Source organism: Enterocloster sp. 210928-DFI.2.20 (assembly GCF_020554465.1).
Lineage (GTDB): Bacteria > Bacillota > Clostridia > Lachnospirales > Lachnospiraceae > Enterocloster > Enterocloster bolteae.
In genome coordinates this window covers 115,079-137,358 of sequence record NZ_JAJCHK010000013.1, presented here as the reverse complement: position 1 = coordinate 137,358, position 22,280 = coordinate 115,079, and the positions used below count along the sequence as shown (strand labels likewise).

Genomic DNA, 22,280 nt, shown 5'->3' with positions numbered 1-22,280 from the left:
AACGATATGAGCAAACTTAAATTGATGACGATTGTAGGCACTCGTCCGGAAGTCATTAAGATGTCCGCAATAATAAAAAAAGCCCACCAGTATTTTGACCACATTCTTGTACATACAGGTCAGAATTATGATTACGAGCTGAATAAGATTTTCTTTGATGATCTTGGCTTGAGAGAGCCAGATCATTATCTGGGTGTTGTAGGAGAAAACCTTGGTCAGACAATGGGAAATGTTATCTCCAAATCCTATGAGCTGATGAGTGCAGTAAAACCCGATGCAATTATTGTCTTGGGAGATACCAATTCCTGCCTCTGTGTTATTTCTGCCAAGAGATTGAAGATACCAGTATTTCACATGGAAGCCGGAAACCGTTGTAAAGATGAGAATCTGCCGGAAGAAGTTATACGTCGCATCGTTGATGTGACGAGCGATATTAATCTCTGTTATTCAGAACACGCACGGCGGTACATACTTGATAGTGGTGCAAAACCAGAGTACACATTTGTGGTTGGTTCGCCTATGGCGGAAGTTTTGACAGATCATAAGGAAAAAATCGACAGCAGTGATGTGCTGAAGCGCTTGGGATTAGAGGCGAAAAAATATATTCTTTTGTCTGCACATAGGGAAGAAAATATAAATATCGAAGAGAATTTTTTTTCTCTTATGAATGCAGTTAATGCGATGGCAGAGAAATACGATATGCCTATTCTTTACTCTTGCCATCCGAGAAGTAAGAAATATATTGAGCAGCGTGGGTTTATTTTTGATAAAAGGGTCATTCAGCATCAACCACTCGGATTTTTTGATTACAACAAGCTGCAGCAAAATGCTTTTTGTGTTGTGTCAGATAGCGGAACGGTGCCGGAGGAGGGTGCATATTTCAAATTCCCGGCAGTATCGGTGCGTACCTCTACGGAAAGACCGGAAGCTATGGATCAGGGCGTGTTTACAATTGGTTCGATTAGCACAGAACAGGTATTGCAGGCAGTTGAACTTGTAACGGCAATGTATGCCAATGGCGATCTAGCAGCGGAAGTTCCGTGTTATCAGGACAGAGCTGTGTCTACAAAGGTCATTAAGATCATTCAGAGCTATTCGGGCATTGTCAATAAAATGATTTGGAGAAAATAAATGAGGATTCTAGTGTATGATGTTGCCGCCGAAAATGGCGGTGCAGTGACCGTACTGAACTGGTTTTACGGCATTCATAAAGAGGACAAAGAGAACCAGTATGTGTATCTGTTAGGCAAACATACACTGGAGAATACCGATAATATTACGGTGATCAATGTTCCGGAAGTAAAAAAAACATGGTTGCATAGGTTGTGGTTTGATTATATAGGTGTTAAAAAATACCTTTGCGACTATAAGATTGAGCAGATTCTATCCTTACAGAATACGGATATTCCATTTTGTAAATTGCCACAGACTGTTTATATCCATAACGCTTTGCCGTTTTCTGAACATAGATTTAGCATTGATGAGGATAAAAAACTGTGGATTTATCAAAATCTGATTGGATCGATGATCAAACAATCTATCAAGAGAGCAAATATTGTGATTGTTCAGACTAACTGGATGAAAAATGAAGTTGTTCGTCAGACAGGAATATCTGAAACAAAGGTTCAGGTCGTATTTCCGGAGATAAATTTATTTGAGGATGTAATTTGGTCACCGACGGATAAATGTACGTTCTTTTATCCTGCAAGTGATGCAAGGTTTAAGAATCATGATGTGATATTGGAGGCTTCAAAGCTGCTATATCAAAAAGGTATCACACAATTTCGATGTGTGTTTACGCTAAAAGGAAACGAAAATTCCAGAATCAGCAGGATACAGGAAGAAGCAGTGGATTGTGGTATGGATTTCTTGTGGGTAGGACAGCAAAATCGGGAGCAGATGAGCGACTGGTATGCGCAGTCGATATTGCTATTCCCGTCTTACCTTGAAACGGTTGGTTTGCCGATATGTGAAGCTATGTCAGTCGGTGCACCGGTATTATTGTCCGATTGCTTGTATGCAAGGGATGTGGCAAAGGAATATGCAAATGCAAGATATTTTGTTAAGGACAATGCTGCGGCACTGGCGCAGTTGATGGAAGTATGTATAGTGAAGAGACAGGATGATGGAGGGGCACGATAATGGTAAGAAACAATAATAATTTTATATATACATTTCTATCAATTGTTGTGGTGCTTTTCCTGGTTAACAGATTTCTCATGCCCATTACTATGGTGCTTGCAATTGTTCTGCTGTACATGATGGCACATGAGGGAAAAGTAGCCCTATACATGAATCAAATTACAAAGTTGTTCGTTGTAATTGCTGGAATGGGTATTGTATACATGGTACTTTCCATATTTGGCGGATTCTCTGCATTGGGGAGCAGTCGTTATGCAGTAAAAGAGATTGAGAGAGGCATTATATATATTTTGATTGCTCAGATAATAATGCGTTCCAAGGTAGATATTAGAAAATATATATCTATCTGGAATATGCTCTTAACATTGTCTGTAGTTGTTGCCATACTGCAGTTTACCAAAGTTATTGATATGAATACAATACTGAAGAACTTCTATGGCGATAGTATTCAATTTTACAACACACAATTTACTGTATTATCCAGTTTTCGTTGTGGTTCAATTTTTGTGAATCCAAATGTATTTGCGTGTTTCCTTGTTGCGTGTCTGGGCAGTCACTTGGTTGTATCCCGAAAATATGGCTGTGGCTTTATGAGAAATATTGTAGTTTATCTACTTTGCATTATTGGGTTTGTGTTGGCAGGATCACGCACAGGTTTTGTTTTAGGTGTGGTGATTCTTATTTATCATTTGTTTACAGAAGGAAGAGCAAATCAAGGATATGCAATGCGTTTTCTGGGAACAATGCTGTTCTTCTTTCTGATCTTCGTCTTATTCATGAATCTAACTGGAAATATAGGTTCTGGTATTTTGGATGATCTGAGACTGTTTAAAGTAAATGAGGGCATGAGTAATTCCTTTGGCGGCAAGATCAGTATATTTACCAATTTGATAAAACAAATGCAGCCGTGGAATTATCTGATTGGCTATGGTCCGTTTGATTACTCTTTGTCTTCCAGCTTTCTTGTGGATTTTGACTTGGGTTATTTCATTGTTTACTATGGACTGATTGGAATTGGTCTTTATGTGGCGATGTTACGCTCTCTCCTCCATTATGAGTTTATGGATGGAACAACTGATCATAGGCTGCCGAGGATGTTGGTTGTTATTATGATTGTGTTTGGTCTGACCGCCGGAACCTACTTTAATTTGAGAATCTTTGCTATTTATATGCTGATGTTTTTGCCGATGCTGGCTAACAACAGAGAAGGAATCGAGGCTTGAGACATGGGAAAATATATACTATCAGTAGTGGGTGCAAACGGTCAAAATAATGCAGGATCAAAGGCAGGGAATGACGTTCTTCGTGTTTCTCAGGAGTGTGGTTATAAACTAATCCCTCTTTATGAAAGCAATCAAGTAAGAACAAGAGTACAGGATATCATTTCCGGTGTTATTGCAACATATAGCCTTCGGAATAAGCTGGTGGATGGAGACATTGTCTTAATGCAATATCCGCTCAACCGGCTTTTGATGAAAAACATATTCCGCATTCTGAAGCGGTGCAAATCAAAGATTAGAATTGCTACCTTGATTCACGACATTGATTACTTGAGAGACATCCCATTGGGGGATAAGGGCGTAGATGGTATGAAAGTACTGGAACTGTCATTGCTTGGCAGTTCTGACTACCTGATTTGCCATAATCCGTTCATGATTAGGACGTTACAAAAGGAGAAACTTTCAGTGGAATATATTTCGCTGGATTTATTCGACTATCTTTATGATGGTACTCCGGCCACCATTTCTGAAGATAAATCAACTGTAATTGTTGCTGGGAATCTGTTGGAGAGCAAAGCCGGATACTTATATCAGATAAAGAAGGATAAACATAAATTTGCGCTTTCTCTCTACGGCTCGAATTATGCTGTTGATAAAATGCAAATGGACAATGCGACTTATCACGGCAGTTTTAAGCCGGATGAATTGATTGCTAATTTATATGGTGCATATGGTCTTGTGTGGGATGGAAGTTCAACTGAGACATGCTCAGGCAGCTATGGTAAATATTTGCGAATCAATAACCCACATAAAGTGTCACTTTATATTGCTGCGGGAATTCCTGTTGTAATTTGGAAGGAAGCAGCATTATGCTCACTCATCGAAGAAAATGCTCTTGGGTTTGGTATATCATCTTTAGATGAATTGGAAGAAGCACTAAAAAGCCATGAACACTTGTACCAGAGCTATCGTAATAATGTGTTGAATATGAAAGAAAAGGTTTGCAGTGGCGGTTTTTTGAAATACGTTCTGGTGCAAATAGATAGAATGGAGTAGATAATTTATGAAAGTTAGTATTATTGTAGGAAGATGTTAGGTATAGTTGTTTCCGTTTACAATGTAGAGAGTTTTTATCTATATGTTTGAATAACGAATTTGACATCATGAGAAAAGATGACAGCTATATGCGCTCTCGTTATGTTGATGCTATAAATATACATAATTTTTTGATGGCGTTCATGTCGAAAGGATTTATAATCCGTACTGGCAAAAAGATTTTGAAGGAGAGGTAAGATGGCGGAAATGAAAAAATGTTTTTCTTTTCAAAATGGATTCGATTATGAAGAATTCAAAGATATGTGCAATTCCTTTAAAAAGGTAAAGTTGCATAGCAAGATGAAGTCAGATTTATTGTTGACGGACTATATCTTTTGCTTGGCTATGAGACGGATTTCTATAGATAAGAGAAGTATTCTCAAGCGCCTGGCAGCATCTGTTTTTGATTTTCAAGTCCGAAGTTCTGTAATTGGAACTGGAAAAATAGCTTTCATATTTACTGGAAATCAGTATATGCGGCCAGATTATTTGCAGTGTGTTGAAAATACTGCAACCCAAGCAAGGAATTCTACTCTGTTTTTGATTGATCGAAAAAGCACAAAGTTATCCATTAGAAATATCATTAAATTGCCTTTTATCTTTATCTGGGCCAACAGGCTGAATGCGATTGTCCGTGATAGATGGATTAGCTTGGACATGGCTGTATCTGTATTTAGATCTGTCAATCAAGCAAACTTCTTTATCAATGCTATAAAGAAGTTTAGGTGTGAGAAAGTCGTGACTTTTTGCGATCAGTGGAGTATTGATAACGCCCTCACTCAGCTTGCAATAACACAAAATTATCCTACTGCAACATTACAACATGGTAATGGAAATGAGATTTTTGCCGGTTTTTGTAGTAATTATTACTTGGCAAACAGTATGCTGAGTAAGATAAATGCTATTCAATGTGGTATTTCGGAAAAGCAGATTGTTGTAGTTGGTCCTATGAAGTATGCTGGATTCCAATTTGAATATGAAAAGACGAATGTTCTCAGTAAGATCGGAATTGTGTTTGACGGGCTGGATAATTTCAAGAATAACCTAGCTATGCTCAAGTCAGCACACCAAGTGGCTGAACATCTGGAGTTAAAATGTTACATCCGTTTTCATCCCAGCAATAAACGGGAAGAGTATGCTAAATATTTATCTGATACGGATGTTATTTGCGATGATTTGAAGGAGTTTGAAATGATTCCAGATTTTTATATTACTTATATCTCGACAATGTATACGGATATGCTGTTCAAGAAAAGAATCTCCTTTCGGTATGCAACGCAGGAGCCCAATATGTTCACGAGTTTGACGGATACGACCTTCTCTAATGCCGATGAACTGGAAGCAGTGGTAATTAATGCGAGAGAAAATTATGCGGCGTGTCTTGAATGGCAGAAAGCTACTAAGCAGGAGATATTTGGAGCAGATGAGGGCGTAAATCAGTATCAGAAGTTTTTTAAAGTGTGGGGAGAATCGTAAGGATGATAAAGGGAAATCCATTGGTCAGTATCATTGTTCCGGTATATGGAGTAGAGGCTTATCTGGATCAATGTATCAACAGTATTGTAGAACAAACATATCAGAATATTGAATTGATTCTGATTGACGATGGTAGTTCTGATCGCTGCCCTGAAATTTGTGATGCGTGGGCTACGCGAGACTGTCGCATTCAGGTACTCCATAAAGAGAATGGTGGGCAGTCTTCGGCAAGGAATATTGGGCTTGATACGGCAAAAGGAGAATGGATTTTTTTCGTAGATAGTGATGACTGGATAGAGCCGGAATGTATTTCTGTTCTAGTAGAGATTTCGTTGGTTAATAATGCGGATATATCTGTGATTTATCCACAGAATCATAAAGGAAATACGGTTATTCCAAAACCATTTTTCTTAAAAGACAAAGGTGACGTGTATTGTTTGAGTGCAGAGGATGCCGTAACGTATTTTATGGAGCAAGCGGTTGCTGTCATGGGCAAGCTGTATCGTGCAGATATATTGCAGGATATTCGTTTCCCTGTGGGACGGAAGGCAGAAGAGTATATTGTTCAGCTTGCTGCATTAAAAAAAGCAAAGATAATCGCCTTCTGTAACCGAAATTTGTACGATTATTTAGTGCGCAACGATTCTGATTCGCATGATATTAAACCTAAATATAGAGTTGATAATATACAGGCGATCAGTGAAGCACTGGATATATGCAGACGGGATTTTCGCTGTGAGGAAGAATGGGCATTCAGATGGCTATGTGCCTTGCTCCATGAGTTTTATTCTGTGTCCGAATTTGCTAAGGAAGAGAAGAAAAAATATAACGACATACTTGTCTATGCATTATCCCAGGTCGGTGGCATGGAACAAATATATAAGAAGATGGAACAGCCGCTTGACCGTATTATATATGTTGCCAACCAATATCAGAAAATCTTAAAAGAAGAGGAATACAAAATACTTCAGAAACAGTATAGGGAAGTGTATAGAAGTCAGGCGAAAAGAGAAGTCAAAGGTATCAAGTATCGGATTGCCAATCTAAACCTGAAATTCCTGGTTGCATTATATAACGGCAGGGAGGTAATAAAGTAAATGGAGTTAGTAAGTGCTATTTACCGGTTCATAACAATGAAAATATAATAGATCGATGTGTACAGAGTATCCTTGGGAATACCTATAAGAACTTAGAACTTTTGCTGGTTGAAAACGGCTCAGAGGATGCTTCTTGGGCGAAATGCCTTGCGTGGAAGGAAAATGATCATCGGATCAACTGTTTGCAGTCCTCCAAAGGCGTATCCGCTGCCCGTAATGCTGCACTAAAAAACACGATTACATTCATGCTGACTACAGCTGTTGAACATACGGCGGATGTTGTCCAGTGCAGAAGAAAAGTTGACAATGCAGAGGGGAGTGGTAATGTGGATGTTTTTCAGGGCGTAGAGCTGACAGATCATCATGATATACTGGATGCCTTCCTCTGCTTCCAGAAAAACTACAAGTGGACTTCAACCCGCCGCTGTAAATGAACAGAAATATGTATGCGCTCTGGGATCATAAAGGGAATATTCGCAGGATAAAAAGGGTTCCAGAGTTTTCCCCAAAATTCAAACTGGAGCTTTGGCTGATTGCCAGATGCCCTGTTTTGTATATAAGAATACGAAAGCTATAGGTTTTGAAAAAACGCATTAGAAGTAATGCGAGATGAAGCATAATACAAAACAATAAAAGGAAGGTAGTAAAATGTTGGAAATCGTAACGAGTCTGATTCCGTCGAGACTGATCAGGACACTACGCCTGAAAAAACTAAAAAAAACATTTCGGGGGGCGGGTGATATATTTTACAAATGTGTCATTTAAGGCAAAACTCACCCCAACATCTGAAATTGCACCGGATGTTTTTATAGGTGACTATGTGTCAATGGGATACCATTCCTATGTGCAGAAGGAAAACGAAATTCTAAGTGCCAATATAGGAAATTTCTGTTCCATTGGCACAAACTGCCACATTGGTATGTTTGAGCATCCGATCTATCATATGTCCACTTCATCCAGACTGTATTTAAAGGTGCCGGATGCTGGGGATTTTTACAACGATATTCCCAACCCAGTCAACATTGGACATGATGTTTGGGTCGGTAGTAATAGCACGGTTCTGGGTGGAGTAACCATTGGAAACGGTGCGGTAGTTGGAGCCGGTGCTGTGGTTACCAAGGATGTGCCACCTTATGCAGTTGTAGTCGGTGTTCCTGCAAAAATCATCAAATACCGTTTTGATGATGAGAAAATTGCATCGTTGGAGCAGATGCAATGGTGGAATATGAGCGATGATGAGTTGCGCCAAAAGCGTGATTTCTTCAAAAATAAAGAATAATAGGAGAGAAGTTTATGAGCGAGAAAGTTACTGCAATTATCCCGGCAAAAGGCATGAGCAATCGTCTGCCAAGCAAAAATACGCTGGAGTTTGGTGAATCCAACCTCCTTGTCCACAAAATCCGTCAGCTGAAGCAGGTGGATGCGATCACTGAGGTAATCGTATCCTCTGAGGATGATGACATCCTTACAATGGCAGATAAGGAAGGTGCCAGAGCAATTAAGCGTCCTTATGAATATTCTGCAGAGACACTTCCTTTCCAGGATTTCCTGTACTACATCACTGGTGAAGCCAGAGAGGATCATGTTATGTGGGCTTGCTGCACTTCTCCAATGGTAGGCGCAGATGTCTACAGAAAGGGCTGCAAGACCTATTTTGAGAAGCTCAAAGAGGGCTATGATTCCCTGATCACTGTGATGGAGTATCACCATTACCTTCTGGATAAGGACATGAAGCCATACACCTTTAAGTGGGGGCCAGAACATAGAAATTCGCAGGATCTGGACAAGCTGTATTTCTTCACCGACGGTATTCAACTTGCACCTAAAGCAAGTATGAGAGAGTGGTATTACTATTTCGGTCATAATCCCTATGGCATGGAGGTAGATTTGAAGACATCTACCGATATTGATACCATCTTTGATTATCTGCTTGCCAGAATGCAGTATCACATGGATGATGATGCGATGATGGCAAAGGGTATCAATTCGAAGGATGGTGAGGCAGTATACCACTATGTTCTCGGAAAGATGATTTCACAGTTAAGCGATGAGAAACTGGCTAAGGCTCTTATGGAAATGCCGGACGGCAAGAGAGCGAATGTACTTGGCTTAATCAAATAAAGAAAGGAGTACGATTTATGGGCAGATTGCAGTTATTGGATTGTACCTTGAGGGAAGCCCCTATTGATAATTTGATGTGGGGAGAGATGAACATCCACAAGATGATTCATGGTCTTGAGATGGCAAATGTGGATATTATAGAATGTGGCTTTTTGAAGAATGCAGACTATATCAAAGGAAGTACATCTTTCCAGAGAGTAGAAGATATCATTCCTTTCCTGAAGAATAAGAAGAAAGGAAAAACATATGTAGCTTTGGTAGACTATGGCCGGTATGACCTGAAGTATCTTTCTGAGTATGATGGAAGATCCATAGATGCAATCCGGGTGTGTTTTAAGAAGAATGAGATTGGGTTGGTATTGGATTACGCAGCACAGATTCGTGCCAAGGGGTATCAAGTATGCGTTCAGCATGTAGATACAATGGGTTTTTTCGATGAGGAGATTATTGACTTTATAGAAAAAGTTAATGAGTTCAAACCTTTGGCGTATTCTGTTGTGGATACCTTTGGCGCAATGTATGAAGAAGATATGCTTCACTATACCGGTCTTGCGGACCAATACCTCTCCAAGGATATTTTGCTGGGCTTCCATGCCCATAATAACCTGATGCTGGCAGATGCAAATGCCCAGAGTTATATAAACAAGATGAGCGCCCACCGGGATGTTGTGGTGGATGCTTCTTTGTTTGGCTGTGGTCGCAGTGCGGGAAATGCCCATACGGAATTGATTGCACAGTTTATCAATAAGAAGCATGAGGAAAAGTACAATATTGACGAATTGTTGGATTTAATTGATACTGTTATTGCATCAGCACAGGAGGTGACCTCCTGGGGATACAGCATTCCTTACTTTATTGCCGGAATTTATAATGCCCATACCTTCAATGTGAAGCAGCTTTTAAAGCGTCACAATATTAAGTCAAAGGATTTGCGTGGCATTATTGAACTGTTGGACGATGTTCAGAAGAAAAAGTATGATTACGCTCTGCTGGAAAAGCTCTATGTAGAGTATTTTGACAATCCCGTGGCTGATGCCCTGGCATTAGAAAAGCTGAGCAATACATTCAAGAACCGCAATATTCTGCTGCTTGCACCAGGTAAATCGGTGGCAGCAGAAAAGGAGCACATTCAAAAATTTATCGATGAGAAGAAGACGATGGTCATCGCAGTCAATAATGTGATCAGCGGATATCAGTTGGATTACATATTCTATAGCAGCACAAACCGATATAATCTTAGAAAATTTCAGGAGTGTGCCCCTGAGACGAAGGTTATTGTTACATCGAATATTCAGGGCGCAATTGAAGAAGATACCACGGTTGTAAACTATAGCTCTCTGATTAAATTCGGATGGGTAAATCTGGATAGCTCCGCCATCCTGCTGCTTAGACTTCTGATACGTTGCGGCGTGGAAGGGGTATATGTAGCTGGACTGGATGGGTACCGTTCAGCAGGTGACACGTTCTATAAAAACGATTTGGAAACAGGCGTTGAGGATAAGGACAGACAAGAACTGACAAGAGAAAATACAGAAATGATTGCGGATATTGTGCAGACAAATCCGGAGTTTGAGATTCATTTTATTACTCAAAGCGAATATAGTAAGGCTTTAGAATAAACATAGGAGGTGGCATAGTGATGTTGGAAGAATTAAAGGAAAAAGTTTAAAGAGGTCTTGCCGCGATTAAACCATCTGGTGTGGCGTATGAGGATTTGTCTGCAAAGGACATGGTCGTTGTTGATGTGGATGGTCATATTGTGGATGGTAGCTTAAATCTGTCTTCCGACACCAAAACGCATATTGAGTTTTTTAAAGCATTTGGAGAAATTGGTGCAATTCCCTGTACACGAAATCTTACTTACCGAACATTCCAGAATCGCAGCCTGAATTCGCTGTTTGTTTCCAGAGTACTCTGCCGTAGCCATGGTCCGTTTGCGTGGGGAAAGGATGCAGCACAGGTTGTATACCATGCTGTTGTTTTTGAGAAAGTTGCAAAGATGGCAATTTGTATCCGCATGATTTCGCCAAATGCGAAGCCAGCTCCTCACCATATTCTGGACAAGCATTTTATGCGTAAGCATGGATCCAATGCTTACTATGAACAAAAAAATGATTATGGGATGGAGGGGAAATTGTGAATAAAAGTTTATATCTGATTTTTGATTTGGACGGTTGCCTGATTGATTCTAGCGAAGTCCAGAAAGCTGCTTTTTTTGGCAGCTATAAAGAAGTAGTCGGAGATGACCATTGTCCGTCTTATGAAGAGTATATCAAGCATACTGGTGATTCTGTTAATGGGATGCTAAAAAAAATGGGGCTTCCAGCTGCGATGGCAGCATCGTTTCGGAGAATCAGTAGCGAATCTGTTGATAAGATTTTGGTCAACTGGGAAGCCATGAAGCTGGTTCGTAAACTTAAGAAATATGGCTACAAAACTGCATTATGTACGGGAAAGGATCATTACCGCACGGTGGAAATATTAAAATACTTTCAATGTGATGATCTGTTTGATGTATTGATTTGCGGTGATGATGTTCCAGAACCCAAACCCTCGGCGATGCCAATTCTGAAAGCAATGGAAGCTTTGGGGGCAGACCCGGAGAATACCGTCATGATAGGTGACGGCTATAATGATATAAAAAGTGCAAAAAATGCCGGAGTAAAATCAATATTAACTTTGTGGTATGGAGATGCCGGAGTTCCAAAAGTAGCAGACTATTATTCTGAGACGGTAGAAGAAATGTGGGCAACTATTGATGAAATAGCGTCCTTTACAGCGAATACGTAATGAGCAATTCTGAAAAATATGGGAGAATAAAATGCAAAAAGGCAGAGTGAAAAATGTTTCCAGAAATATGATTTTCGGAGGAATATTAAAAGTATATCAGATAATAACTCCTTTTATTATCAGAACAATAATGATATATTCCTTGGGCATAGAATATGTCGGGCTAAATAGCTTATTTGCATCGGTACTTCAAGTGTTGAACTTGGCAGAGTTAGGGGTTGGCTCTGCTATGGTATTTAGTATGTACGAACCCATTGCCCAAAATGATCATATTACAATATGTGCTTTAATGAAGTTGTATAAAATATATTATCGTATTATTGGGATCATTATTTTAGGTGCGGGTATTATCGTTTTGCCATTTATCCCACATTTAATTAGCGGTGAAGTTCCAGGTGGACTGAATGTATATACCTTATATATCTTGAATTTATTGGCTACGGTTTTCTCATATTGGCTATTTGCGTATAAAAGTTGTCTATTAACAGCATTCCAACGAAATGATATTATTAGTAGATCACTTCTTGTGGTCAGCACAATTCAATATGCTACACAGATTGTGGTTTTGGTAGTGTGGAAAAACTATTATCTATTTTTGCTTCTTGCTCTTTCCGCAGTATTGCTTAATAATGTTTTAACTGCATTTATGGCAAATCGTTTGTATCCGGATTTACAACCTAAAGGGAAATTAGATACAGAGGTAGTTAAAAATATTAATCAGAAAGTAAAAGATCTTTTTACCGCGAAGATTGGAGGAGTTGTTGTTAACTCGGCAGATACAATTGTTATATCCGCGTTTTTGGGTTTGACTGCGTTAGCCATATATCAAAACTACTATTATATTCTTTCAGCAGTAATGGGGATCAATCAAGTGATATATAAAGCGTGCTTGGCTAGTATAGGAAACAGCATGGTGCTTGAAAGTAAAGAAAAGAATTACTGTGATTTCAAGATGATATCAATGTTGTTTATGTGGCTAATTGGGTTTTGTACAACCTGCTTTGCATGCCTTTTTCAACCATTTATGGAAATTTGGGTAGGGAAAGATTTGATGCTGAGCTATTTGATGGTGATTCTGTTTTGCATTTATTTCTATTTATGTGAAATTATGAGCTTGTTTAGCTTATACAAAGACGCGGCAGGAATTTGGCATCAGGATCGATTTAGACCTTTGATTGAAGCAGGGGCAAATTTGGTAGTAAATCTTATATTAGTAAAGCCTATGGGCTTATATGGAATTCTAATCTCGACGATAATCAGTATGTGTTGCATAAGTATTCCGTGGCTGTATAGGAATTTGTTTAAATATGTTTTTGACAGATCTGTTTCCGAATATACGAAGATACTTTTAGGTGGAACTGCAATCATGATATTTGTAACTACTGGTGTTACATTACTTACTAGATTTATTCCGTTAAGCGGAAACATTGGATTGTTTGTTCGATTGCTTACATGCATAATAGTTAGCAATACTCTATACTATTTGCTATTTAAGAAATTTGAGACTTTTGCAAAAATTCTTCTGCTTATCAACAGAATAACAGGAAAAAGAATATTTAAGGTTAGTATACAATAATGAATGAGGAGAAGATTTGTTTTGAAATACGATTATTTGGTAATAGCAGGACTGGAAACAGTGTGGCGTAGATATCAGCCGCACCACGTTCCCAGGACGGCGGGCGCAGACGAATTCCTACATGTGGCTGTTTCGCAGCGGCGAAGACGGAGAACCGCCGATCATCATCTACAAGTATTCGTCAACGCGGGCCGGGGACAATGCGAAGGAATTCCTGGAAGGGTTCCTTGGATATCTGATGTGCGACGGGTCCAGTGGCTACAACAAAGTACCGAATGCAAAACGGACTGCCTGCTGGGCCCATATACGCAGATATCTGATCGACGCGATCCCCAAGGGAAAGCAGCTCGACTACACGCAGGCATCTGTCCAGGGGGTCATGTATGTCAACCGGCTCTTTGAACTGGAGGATAAAATCCGCCGGAAGTACGCCGGGAATTATGAAGCCATCCGGCAGGCCTGACTCGAAAAAGAGATGGCCACAACTGCTCTGCTGCATTTAGCTCTGGATTACTTTTATCCATCGCTTGTTTTATGATTTCAAGGGATGGCTTAGCATAATATATTCTAGTTGTCTGCGTAGAAGCATGACCGAGGATTCTTGACACAAGTTCAAGCCTTTCAAAGACGATAGTAGTAGGTATCTCTTGTAATATTTTTCTGCCGGCTCCATTCAATAACTACCATACCTTCAGGTGGAACTTTTTTGCAACTTAACTTGTTTGAGGCATTTTCTAAACTTCACACTCATGGAGGGTGGGTGGGGAGATTATCTCAGATATTGAATAGTATTATAAAGTACTAATGGTAGAGTTTTTGAATCACTTACAAAGAAATTTCCCCTAGGAGGTGCCATGTTCCATCCACGCAAATATCTGTTTCGTTTCCTATTTCTTTTTTCCATAGCGGTCATCCTGTATGCCACATTATACCGTGAAACAGGACAAGGAGACATACAGCTCCAGCTTTTCTGGACCATAAAAAGGGCCTGGAGAGAACATTCTGGCAATCATTGGTATCTGATTCTTGGTAATATCGCCCTATTCATGCCATTCGGATTTTTCTTTACTATCATTCTCCGAAAGCCGGACTGGAAGAAGGCAGCCATCATAGGATTTGTTTTTTCGTCTGTTATAGAGGTTACTCAGGTTCTGACGGATAGGGGACTAGGAGAGCTGGATGATGTACTCCACAATACCTGGGGGAGCCTGATGGGATATTGTGCAGCAGTGATACTGGGGTATTTGTTCGGACGGCATAGTAACCGGTATAAAGGAAAAGTGAAAGGGGCAAGTCTGTTTTTCGGAATAACAATATTGGCGTTTGCAATATTAATATTTTATAACCAGCCGGACTGGAATGTACATTTGCGGAGATAGCATTAGCAGTGCTTAAGAATACGGTTTTCCGGCTTGGGGAGCGGGGATGACAGGATAAGCTGTACACAAATACCTGCCAAAACTCTGCCAGAGTACCAGCGCAAGCTTCACCAAAAAACACTTGACAAATCCCCCAATAATTATTATGCTTGATAATTATAAATCAAAGCAAATAACTAAACAAGCAAATCATTAAAACAAAGCAATCCAATCAAACACAACGGTTACGAAGAAGAGGAGTACATCATATAAACCATCAGAGAGGGCGGTCCACTGGCTGAAAGGCGGCCCGGGCAGAGTATGATAGAAGGTAGCTTCTGAACTGGAGCGGTGAAGGATAAAACTGAGTGACTGGCAGGCGGATATTCCCGTATTGCCTCTATGAAAAGTTTCCTTCTGTGTAGCTGCTTCCGACCGGCCTGCGTTAAAGGCCTAATGAGACTGCCGGACATCCGGCAAAACAAAGGTGGTACCGCGGACACTCCGCCCTTTGCCTTCCCTTAACCGGGATTGGCGAAGGGCTTTTTATTTTCAGGCAAACAGGGCCTGTCTGCCGGAAGCCATTTTTCTGTAATTAACCAAACCGTTGATGAGTCCATCAACAAAACCATTAACAGACCCATTAACAAAACCATTAACCCAAACAAATTAGTTACTATAATTACTAAAATTAATTATCAAAACTAATTACTAAAACTAATTACCAAAACTAATTACAAAAATTAATTATCAAGACTCATTATTAAAACCCATTATTAAGACCCATTACAAAAACCATCTACAAAAAAGGAGAACAAACCATGAAGGAACTGGAGAAAACCTACAACCCGGCGGACATCGAAGACCGCCTGTACCAGAAGTGGCTGGACGGAAAGTATTTCCACGCAGAGGTAAACCGCAGTAAGAAACCATTTACCATCGTGATGCCGCCGCCAAACATCACAGGCCAGCTGCACATGGGCCATGCCCTGGACAATACCATGCAGGATATTCTGATCCGCTATAAGAGAATGCAGGGCTACGAGGCGCTGTGGCAGCCGGGTACGGACCATGCTGCCATTGCCACCGAGGTCAAGGTTATTGACAAGCTTAAGAAGGAAGGCGTTGACAAGGCAGACCTGGGACGGGACGGTTTCCTTAAGGAGTGCTGGAAGTGGAGAGACGAGTACGGCACCAGAATTGTGAATCAGCTTCATAAACTGGGTTCATCTGCTGACTGGGACAGGGAGCGTTTTACCATGGACCATGGCTGCTCTGACGCAGTTCTGGAGGTCTTTGTCAAGCTGTACGAAAAAGGCTACATCTATAAGGGGTCCAGAATCATCAACTGGTGCCCTGTATGCCAGACCTCTATCTCTGATGCAGAGGTGGAGCATGTGGAGCAGAACGGCTTTTTCTGGCACATCAATTATCCTGTAGTGGGAGAGCCTGGCCGTTTTGTGGAGATAGCCACCACAAGGCCGGAAACCATGCTGGGAGACACCGCGGTTGCGGTGAACCCGGAGGACGAGCGCTATCAGGACATCGTGGGCAAGATGCTTAAGCTGCCTCTGACAGACAGGGAGATTCCTGTTATCGCCGACCCGTATGTGGACAAGGAATTTGGAACAGGCTGCGTGAAAATTACCCCGGCCCACGACCCCAACGACTTTGAGGTGGGCAAGCGCCACAACCTGGAAGAAATCATTATCTTAAACGACGATGCCACAGTAAATGTTCCGGGACCGTATTTTGGTATGGACCGCTACGAGGCCAGGAAGGCCATTGTGGCTGATTTGGAGGCCCAGGGCCTGTTGGTCAAGGTGGTTCCCCACTCCCATAACGTAGGAACCCATGACCGCTGCAAGACCACGGTAGAGCCAATGGTGAAGCAGCAGTGGTTTGTAAAGATGGAGGAGATGGCTAAGCCGGCCATTGAGGCCCTTAAGAACGGCAGCCTTACTTTTGTTCCTGAGAGCTTTGGAAAGACATATCTCCACTGGTTGGAAGGTATCCGCGACTGGTGTATCTCCAGACAGCTGTGGTGGGGACACAGGATACCTGCCTATTACTGTCAGGAATGCGGAGAAATCGTGGTTTCCAAGGAAGCTCCCCACGCCTGCCCTAAGTGCGGCTGCACTTCATTAAAACAGGATGAGGATACCCTGGATACCTGGTTCTCATCCGCCCTCTGGCCCTTCTCCACCCTGGGCTGGCCTGAAAAGACAGAGGATCTGGATTATTTCTATCCCACAGATGTTCTGGTAACAGGATATGATATTATTTTCTTCTGGGTTATCCGTATGGTGTTCTCCGGCCTGGAGCAGACCGGAAAGCTTCCGTTCCACACCGTGCTGATTCACGGCCTGGTAAGAGACTCCGAAGGACGGAAAATGAGCAAGTCCCTGGGCAACGGCATCGATCCCCTGGAGGTCATCGACAAGTACGGCGCAGACGCCCTGCGCATGACCCTGATTACGGGCAATGCGCCCGGCAATGATATGCGCTTCTATTGGGAGCGTGTGGAGAACAGCCGTAACTTTGCCAATAAGGTCTGGAATGCGTCCCGATTCATTATGATGAACATTGAGAAGGCTGCCCAGTCCGGCGAGGTGGCTTTGGACCGCCTTACCATGGCTGACAAATGGATTGTGTCCAAGGTTAATACCCTTACCAGGGAAGTGACGGAGAACCTGGATAAATACGAGCTGGGAATCGCCCTTCAGAAGGTTTATGATTTTATTTGGGAAGAATTTTGCGATTGGTATATTGAAATGGTGAAGCCAAGGCTGTACAATGAAGAGGACGATACAAAGGCGGCTGCCATCTGGACGCTTAAGCATGTGCTGATTCAGGCGCTGAAACTGCTTCATCCCTTTATGCCGTTTATATCAGAAGAAATTTTCTGCAATCTCCAGGAGGAAGAGGAGACTATCATGGTTTCCCAGTGGCCGGTTTACAGGGATGACTGGAATTTTGCAAAGGAAGAACAGTCCACAGAGACCATCAAGGAGGCTGTAAGAGCTATCCGTGGCGTGCGTTCATCCATGAACGTTCCTCCCAGCAAGAAGGCAACTGTTTATGTGGTATCGGAGGACGCAGGGCTGCTGCAGATATTTGAGCACAGTAAAAGCTTCTTTGCCGCTTTGGGCTATGCGGGCGAGGTGATTCTCCAGGAGAATAAGGAAGGAATTGCAGACGATGCTGTATCCGCAGTGATTCACAAGGCAGTGATTTATATGCCATTTGCAGATTTGGTGGATATCGAGAAGGAGATAGAGCGGTTGAGGGGCGAAGAAAAACGTCTGGCAGGAGAGCTGGCCCGTTCCAGAGGTATGCTGGGCAATGAGAAGTTTGTAAACAGGGCGCCCGAGGCAAAGATTGCCGAGGAGCGCGCAAAGCTTGAAAAATATGAGCAGATGATGGAGCAGGTGAAGATACGTCTGGCACAGCTTCAGTGATGAACCCGGAGAAAAATTAGGGCGGTGGGGGCAGGCCGTATACACCGCGGCAGACCAGCTACACCGCGCCAGGCCGTATACACCGCGGCAGACCAGATACAGGGATAGAGAGGGAGAGCATAGCATGAATCAATCATCAGGAAATAAGCCGGTTATCCATGTCAGGATGTTCGGCGGTTTCACCATCACAATGGATGAAAAGGCCATGTGCGACAGCGATAACCGGTCCAGGAAAGCCTGGAGCCTGCTGAGCTATCTGATAATCAAGCGCAGGGGAGATGTGAGCATCAATGAGCTGTTCCATGCCATCTGGCAGGACGGTGTTCAGGATAATCCTTACGGCGCCCTTAAAACCCTGGTTTTTCGGGTTAGGAAGATGCTGGAGGCCGCCGGTTTCCCATCTCAGGATTTGATTCTGAGCCAGAAGGGGGCCTACATGTGGAACCCGGCCTGGGAAACAGAGGTGGACACGGACCGGTTTGAGAGTCTGTGCCGGAGAATCCTGGACCCGGAATTGGATGGGAAGAATATGTGGGAGGCCTGCCTGGAGGCATTTGAACTCTACAGGGGTATTTTTCTGCCCAGGTCAGCTGAGGAGAGCTGGGTAGGTCCCATGGCTGCCTATTATCACACATTATACCAGAAGCTGGTTGTTTATATGGCGGAAGAACTGATCCGGAATAAGGAGTATGCCCAGGTGGAAGAAATCTGCCAGAGGGCCATCGGCATTGACCGGTTTGCCGAGGATTTCCACTATTACTGGATTTATGCTGCGTATGGACAGGGGGAACAGGAGACTGCCCTGAAGCGGTATAAGGATACCACGGATATGTTCTACCGGGAACGACTGATGACGCCCTCAGAGCATTTTAAGGAATTATACAAGGTTATCAGCAACAGCGAGCAGGAGGTAGTGACTGACCTGGATGTGATTCAGGAGAATCTGGGCACGGGTAGCGCCGGAGAAGGTCATGGCGCGTACCAGTGTGAATATGCGGTGTTCAAGCGTCTGGTACAGCTGGAACGCAGAGGCGTGGAGCGCAGCGGTGATTCCGTGTACCTTTGTCTTTTGACTGTGGGAGACAGGAAGGGACGCACCCTGAAGCCGGAGATCCAGGCGAGGGCCATGGAGCGCCTGAGGGCGTCTATTCAGAAATCCCTTCGTTCCAGCGACGTTTACGCGCGTTACAGTGTCAGCCAGTTCATCCTGCTTCTGTCCTCCGCCACCTTTGAGAACAGCGAGATGGTCATGGACCGGATTCTGTCCGCTTTCAATAAATCGTATGTGCGCAAGGATGTGGCGGTGAATTACAGTCTTGACGTGCTGAAACCCTGATTATCAGAACCTTTATGACAGCTAGGCAGTTGTTTTTAACTGCTTCACATTCATTACATACAGCGAGGTCAGACTATGAAGATAAAAAATGCGCTTTTGCTGCTGCTGACAGCCTCCATATGGGGGGTGGCCTTTGTGGCGCAGAGCGTTGGAATGGATTATGTGGGCCCACTTACATTTAACTGCGTCAGATGCCTTATGGGTGGTGTCGTCCTTCTTCCCTGCATATGGTTTTTTGACAGGAAGAATAAAAGGAAGGAACAGGTTCCTGTTATACCCGGAGCCAGAAAGACCCTGATTATAGGAGGAATCTGCTGCGGCGTGGCCCTTTGCCTGGCCAGCAATTTCCAGCAGTTTGGAATCCAGTACACCACAGTGGGAAAGGCAGGGTTCATAACCGCCTGTTACATTGTCATTGTCCCTGTACTTGGTCTTTTATTAGGTAAGAAATGCAGCCCTGTGGTTGCCGGGGCAGTAGTTCTGTCACTGGCGGGTCTTTACATGCTGTGCATGAAGGGCGGGGAACTGTCGGTGAACAAAGGGGATCTTCTCATGCTGGTATGCGCATTTCTTTTTGCTGTGCATATCATGATTATTGATTTCTTTTCCCCTGTTGTGGACGGAGTAAAGATGTCCTGTATCCAGTTTTTTGTCAGCGGCATCCTCTCAGGAGCAGCCATGCTGATTTATGAAACGCCTGAATGGAGCCAGATTATAGCCGCATGGGCGCCGGTTCTCTATGCGGGCATCATGTCCTGCGGAGTGGCTTATACCCTGCAGATTGTGGGACAGAAGGGGATGAATCCAACGGTGGCTTCCCTGATTCTGAGCCTGGAATCCAGTATTTCAGTTCTGGCCGGATGGGCGATTTTAGGGCAAAGGCTTTCTTCCAAGGAAGTACTGGGCTGCGCCCTTATGTTTGGCGCCATCATACTGGCGCAGATTCCGGTGGGACGCCGCAGGCAAGCCTCTCTGAATACGGAGGGAAACTAGAGGGCCCGGTGCAGAAGAAAACCGGTGTTACAGAAGGCAGCTGGTGTTACAGAATGCAGTCAATCAGAAACCAGTCAACCAGAAACCAGCCAATAATACAGAAACCGGCAAAGAGGATTCCTGTCGCATCCTGACGAAGGGCGGCGAGAATATCCGGTTGCCAATTGAATAAAATTAGGTTAAGATTATAAAAGCCTGTCCGGCAGACAGGCTTTTAAGAAAGAATGGATTTTAGTTATGGGACAAGCAGAGGAGTATTTGGACCGCATTCCCATGTGGACCAGGAAAAAGAATTCATTGGAGGACGTCAGGCGGTTTCTGGATTATCTGGGAAACCCTGACCGGGACAGACCGGCGATTCATGTGGCAGGGACCAATGGAAAGGGTTCTGTGTGCGCATTTCTCACCTCTATTTTAGGTGAGGCCGGTTACAGCACCGGCACCTTTATCTCACCACATCTGGTGGAGGTGCGTGAACGTTTTCTGATTAATGGGGAAATGGTGGATCAGGAAAGCTTTGAAGGGGCTTTTGAGACTGTCCTTGAGGCCAGCAGAAAGCTTGCGGACCAGGGACTCTGCCATCCCACTTTTTTTGAATTCCTGTTTTATATGGCCATGGTCCTGTTCAGAATGCATGATGTGGATGTGATGATTCTGGAAACAGGCATGGGCGGCAGGCTGGATACCACCAATGTGCTGGAACGGCCGGCAGCCTGTGTGATTACCTCCATCAGCATGGACCATACCAGGTATCTGGGCGATACCCTGGCCAAGATTGCAGGGGAAAAGGCCGGCATTATAAAGACCGGTGTTCCTCTTGTTTTTGACGATGGGCAGCCGGAGGTCTCCACCATACTGGAAGGATTTGCTTTCCGCAAGGGTGCTGCCAGATATCCGGTAGGCCGGGATGATTTTTATGTGGAGGAGATAGGCGAAAAAGGCCTGTCCATTAACGCCAGGATGAAGGACGGCAGATGCCTGGAGCTGGAGATTCCCTTTGAAGCTTTTTACCAGGCGGAGAACGCCATGCTGGCTGTGCGCACCCTGGACGTCCTGCGCTACCCCGGAGAATGTCCCAGGACAGGATGCCGGATGCCGGGACACGGTCCCTGCATCTGCCCGGACGGAAAGGAATGGGGAATATCGGACCAGCATATTATAAAGGGCCTGAAGAATACATTCTGGCCCGGCCGTATGGAGCAGGTGAGGCCGGGAATCTACCTGGACGGTGCCCATAATCCCGGCGGTATTGAGGCGTTCATACAGACAGCCGGGGAAATTTCGGACAGACAGGGAAAGAAGCCATGGCTGCTGTTTGCAGCTGTTTCAGATAAGGACTATGAGCGTATGGCAGAGCAGCTGTGCAGAGAGATGATATGGGAAGCAGTGGGCGTGGTTCATATGAACAGTGACAGAGGACTGGCGGCTGAAGAGCTGGCCAGGGTATTCAGAACCTATACGTCCAGACCTGTTTATTCATATGGGGACACAAAGAGCGCGGTTGAGGATATGGCTGAAAAGAGCCGGGAGGGACTGCTGTTCTGCGCCGGATCCCTGTATCTCATCGGTGAGATTAAGGCGGTACTGGAGCAGAAGTCCTGAGCAGTCCTGATAA

The 22,280-nt window shown here is 43.4% G+C and carries 17 protein-coding genes and 2 pseudogenes; all 19 read left to right on the top strand.

What is annotated here, in order from left to right; translation table 11 throughout:
• The first annotated feature begins 6 nt into the window (after positions 1–6).
• The 19 genes and pseudogenes from wecB to LI015_RS13700 all read left to right on the top strand — a co-directional run bounded on the left by wecB (position 7) and on the right by LI015_RS13700 (position 22,267).
• A complete protein-coding gene (gene wecB, locus LI015_RS13790; protein ID WP_002567335.1) occupies positions 7–1,131 on the top strand; it encodes a non-hydrolyzing UDP-N-acetylglucosamine 2-epimerase in 1,125 nt (374 codons plus the stop codon).
• Positions 1,132–2,142 (top strand): glycosyltransferase, encoded by a 1,011-nt coding sequence (locus LI015_RS13785; protein WP_227125378.1) that lies wholly within the window; start codon positions 1,132–1,134, stop codon positions 2,140–2,142.
• Entirely contained in the window at positions 2,142–3,365 is a 1,224-nt protein-coding gene (locus tag LI015_RS13780; RefSeq protein ID WP_002567337.1) for a hypothetical protein, read from the top strand. The genes LI015_RS13785 and LI015_RS13780 overlap by 1 nt, the downstream gene beginning before the upstream one ends.
• Positions 3,366–3,368: 3 nt before the next feature.
• Positions 3,369–4,418, top strand: coding sequence for a hypothetical protein (locus LI015_RS13775; RefSeq protein ID WP_002567338.1), 1,050 nt, complete (start codon positions 3,369–3,371; stop codon positions 4,416–4,418).
• A gap of 237 nt (positions 4,419–4,655) precedes the next feature.
• On the top strand, positions 4,656–5,933 hold the full coding sequence (locus LI015_RS13770; protein ID WP_002567339.1) for a hypothetical protein: 1,278 nt from the start codon (positions 4,656–4,658) through the stop codon (positions 5,931–5,933).
• A gap of 2 nt (positions 5,934–5,935) precedes the next feature.
• On the top strand, positions 5,936–7,030 hold the full coding sequence (locus tag LI015_RS13765) for a glycosyltransferase family 2 protein (RefSeq protein ID WP_117625767.1): 1,095 nt from the start codon (positions 5,936–5,938) through the stop codon (positions 7,028–7,030).
• A 32-nt stretch (positions 7,031–7,062) separates the two neighbouring features.
• Positions 7,063–7,464: pseudogene (locus LI015_RS13760) on the top strand (glycosyltransferase family 2 protein); the annotation flags it as partial.
• Between the two features lie 302 nt (positions 7,465–7,766).
• Entirely contained in the window at positions 7,767–8,309 is a 543-nt protein-coding gene (locus LI015_RS28375; RefSeq protein WP_302325023.1) for a CatB-related O-acetyltransferase, read from the top strand.
• A gap of 14 nt (positions 8,310–8,323) precedes the next feature.
• Positions 8,324–9,151 carry an acylneuraminate cytidylyltransferase family protein gene (locus LI015_RS13750; RefSeq protein ID WP_002567343.1) on the top strand — a complete coding sequence of 276 codons (828 nt, stop codon included), beginning with the start codon at positions 8,324–8,326 and terminating at the stop codon, positions 9,149–9,151.
• A gap of 17 nt (positions 9,152–9,168) precedes the next feature.
• The gene (locus LI015_RS13745; RefSeq protein ID WP_117625770.1) at positions 9,169–10,770 is read left to right on the top strand and encodes a hypothetical protein; all 1,602 of its coding nucleotides are present in this window, start codon (positions 9,169–9,171) and stop codon (positions 10,768–10,770) included.
• A 65-nt stretch (positions 10,771–10,835) separates the two neighbouring features.
• Positions 10,836–11,291 (top strand): class II aldolase/adducin family protein, encoded by a 456-nt coding sequence (locus tag LI015_RS13740; RefSeq protein ID WP_227125394.1) that lies wholly within the window; start codon positions 10,836–10,838, stop codon positions 11,289–11,291.
• On the top strand, positions 11,288–11,941 hold the full coding sequence (locus tag LI015_RS13735) for an HAD family hydrolase (RefSeq protein WP_117625771.1): 654 nt from the start codon (positions 11,288–11,290) through the stop codon (positions 11,939–11,941). The genes LI015_RS13740 and LI015_RS13735 overlap by 4 nt, the downstream gene beginning before the upstream one ends.
• A 31-nt stretch (positions 11,942–11,972) precedes the next feature.
• Positions 11,973–13,517 carry a polysaccharide biosynthesis protein gene (locus LI015_RS13730; protein WP_227125376.1) on the top strand — a complete coding sequence of 515 codons (1,545 nt, stop codon included), beginning with the start codon at positions 11,973–11,975 and terminating at the stop codon, positions 13,515–13,517.
• A gap of 46 nt (positions 13,518–13,563) precedes the next feature.
• Positions 13,564–13,977, top strand: a pseudogene (locus LI015_RS13725) (IS66 family transposase); the annotation flags it as partial.
• A gap of 394 nt (positions 13,978–14,371) precedes the next feature.
• Positions 14,372–14,896, top strand: coding sequence for a VanZ family protein (locus tag LI015_RS28740; RefSeq protein WP_054354449.1), 525 nt, complete (start codon positions 14,372–14,374; stop codon positions 14,894–14,896).
• Positions 14,897–15,696: 800 nt separating this feature from the next.
• A complete protein-coding gene (locus LI015_RS13715; protein WP_117625772.1) occupies positions 15,697–18,336 on the top strand; it encodes a valine--tRNA ligase in 2,640 nt (879 codons plus the stop codon).
• A gap of 124 nt (positions 18,337–18,460) precedes the next feature.
• Positions 18,461–19,672 carry a BTAD domain-containing putative transcriptional regulator gene (locus LI015_RS13710; protein WP_227125373.1) on the top strand — a complete coding sequence of 404 codons (1,212 nt, stop codon included), beginning with the start codon at positions 18,461–18,463 and terminating at the stop codon, positions 19,670–19,672.
• Positions 19,673–19,747: 75 nt separating this feature from the next.
• Positions 19,748–20,665 carry a DMT family transporter gene (locus LI015_RS13705; protein WP_227125371.1) on the top strand — a complete coding sequence of 306 codons (918 nt, stop codon included), beginning with the start codon at positions 19,748–19,750 and terminating at the stop codon, positions 20,663–20,665.
• 237 nt (positions 20,666–20,902) lie between these two features.
• Complete coding sequence (locus tag LI015_RS13700; RefSeq protein WP_227125369.1) at positions 20,903–22,267, top strand: bifunctional folylpolyglutamate synthase/dihydrofolate synthase; 1,365 nt, start codon at positions 20,903–20,905, stop codon at positions 22,265–22,267.
• The last annotated feature ends 13 nt before the right edge of the window (positions 22,268–22,280 follow it).

Coding starts and splice junctions, on each gene's coding strand:
- LI015_RS13745 (WP_117625770.1), top strand. CDS start 9,169: ATGGGCAGATTGCAGTTATTGGATTGTACCTTGAGGGAAGCCCCTATT.
- LI015_RS13730 (WP_227125376.1), top strand. CDS start 11,973: ATGCAAAAAGGCAGAGTGAAAAATGTTTCCAGAAATATGATTTTCGGA.
- LI015_RS13765 (WP_117625767.1), top strand. CDS start 5,936: ATGATAAAGGGAAATCCATTGGTCAGTATCATTGTTCCGGTATATGGA.
- LI015_RS13715 (WP_117625772.1), top strand. CDS start 15,697: ATGAAGGAACTGGAGAAAACCTACAACCCGGCGGACATCGAAGACCGC.
- LI015_RS13750 (WP_002567343.1), top strand. CDS start 8,324: ATGAGCGAGAAAGTTACTGCAATTATCCCGGCAAAAGGCATGAGCAAT.
- LI015_RS28740 (WP_054354449.1), top strand. CDS start 14,372: ATGTTCCATCCACGCAAATATCTGTTTCGTTTCCTATTTCTTTTTTCC.
- LI015_RS13705 (WP_227125371.1), top strand. CDS start 19,748: ATGAAGATAAAAAATGCGCTTTTGCTGCTGCTGACAGCCTCCATATGG.
- LI015_RS13775 (WP_002567338.1), top strand. CDS start 3,369: ATGGGAAAATATATACTATCAGTAGTGGGTGCAAACGGTCAAAATAAT.
- LI015_RS13770 (WP_002567339.1), top strand. CDS start 4,656: ATGGCGGAAATGAAAAAATGTTTTTCTTTTCAAAATGGATTCGATTAT.
- LI015_RS13710 (WP_227125373.1), top strand. CDS start 18,461: ATGAATCAATCATCAGGAAATAAGCCGGTTATCCATGTCAGGATGTTC.
- LI015_RS13700 (WP_227125369.1), top strand. CDS start 20,903: ATGGGACAAGCAGAGGAGTATTTGGACCGCATTCCCATGTGGACCAGG.
- LI015_RS13780 (WP_002567337.1), top strand. CDS start 2,142: ATGGTAAGAAACAATAATAATTTTATATATACATTTCTATCAATTGTT.
- wecB (WP_002567335.1), top strand. CDS start 7: ATGAGCAAACTTAAATTGATGACGATTGTAGGCACTCGTCCGGAAGTC.
- LI015_RS13785 (WP_227125378.1), top strand. CDS start 1,132: ATGAGGATTCTAGTGTATGATGTTGCCGCCGAAAATGGCGGTGCAGTG.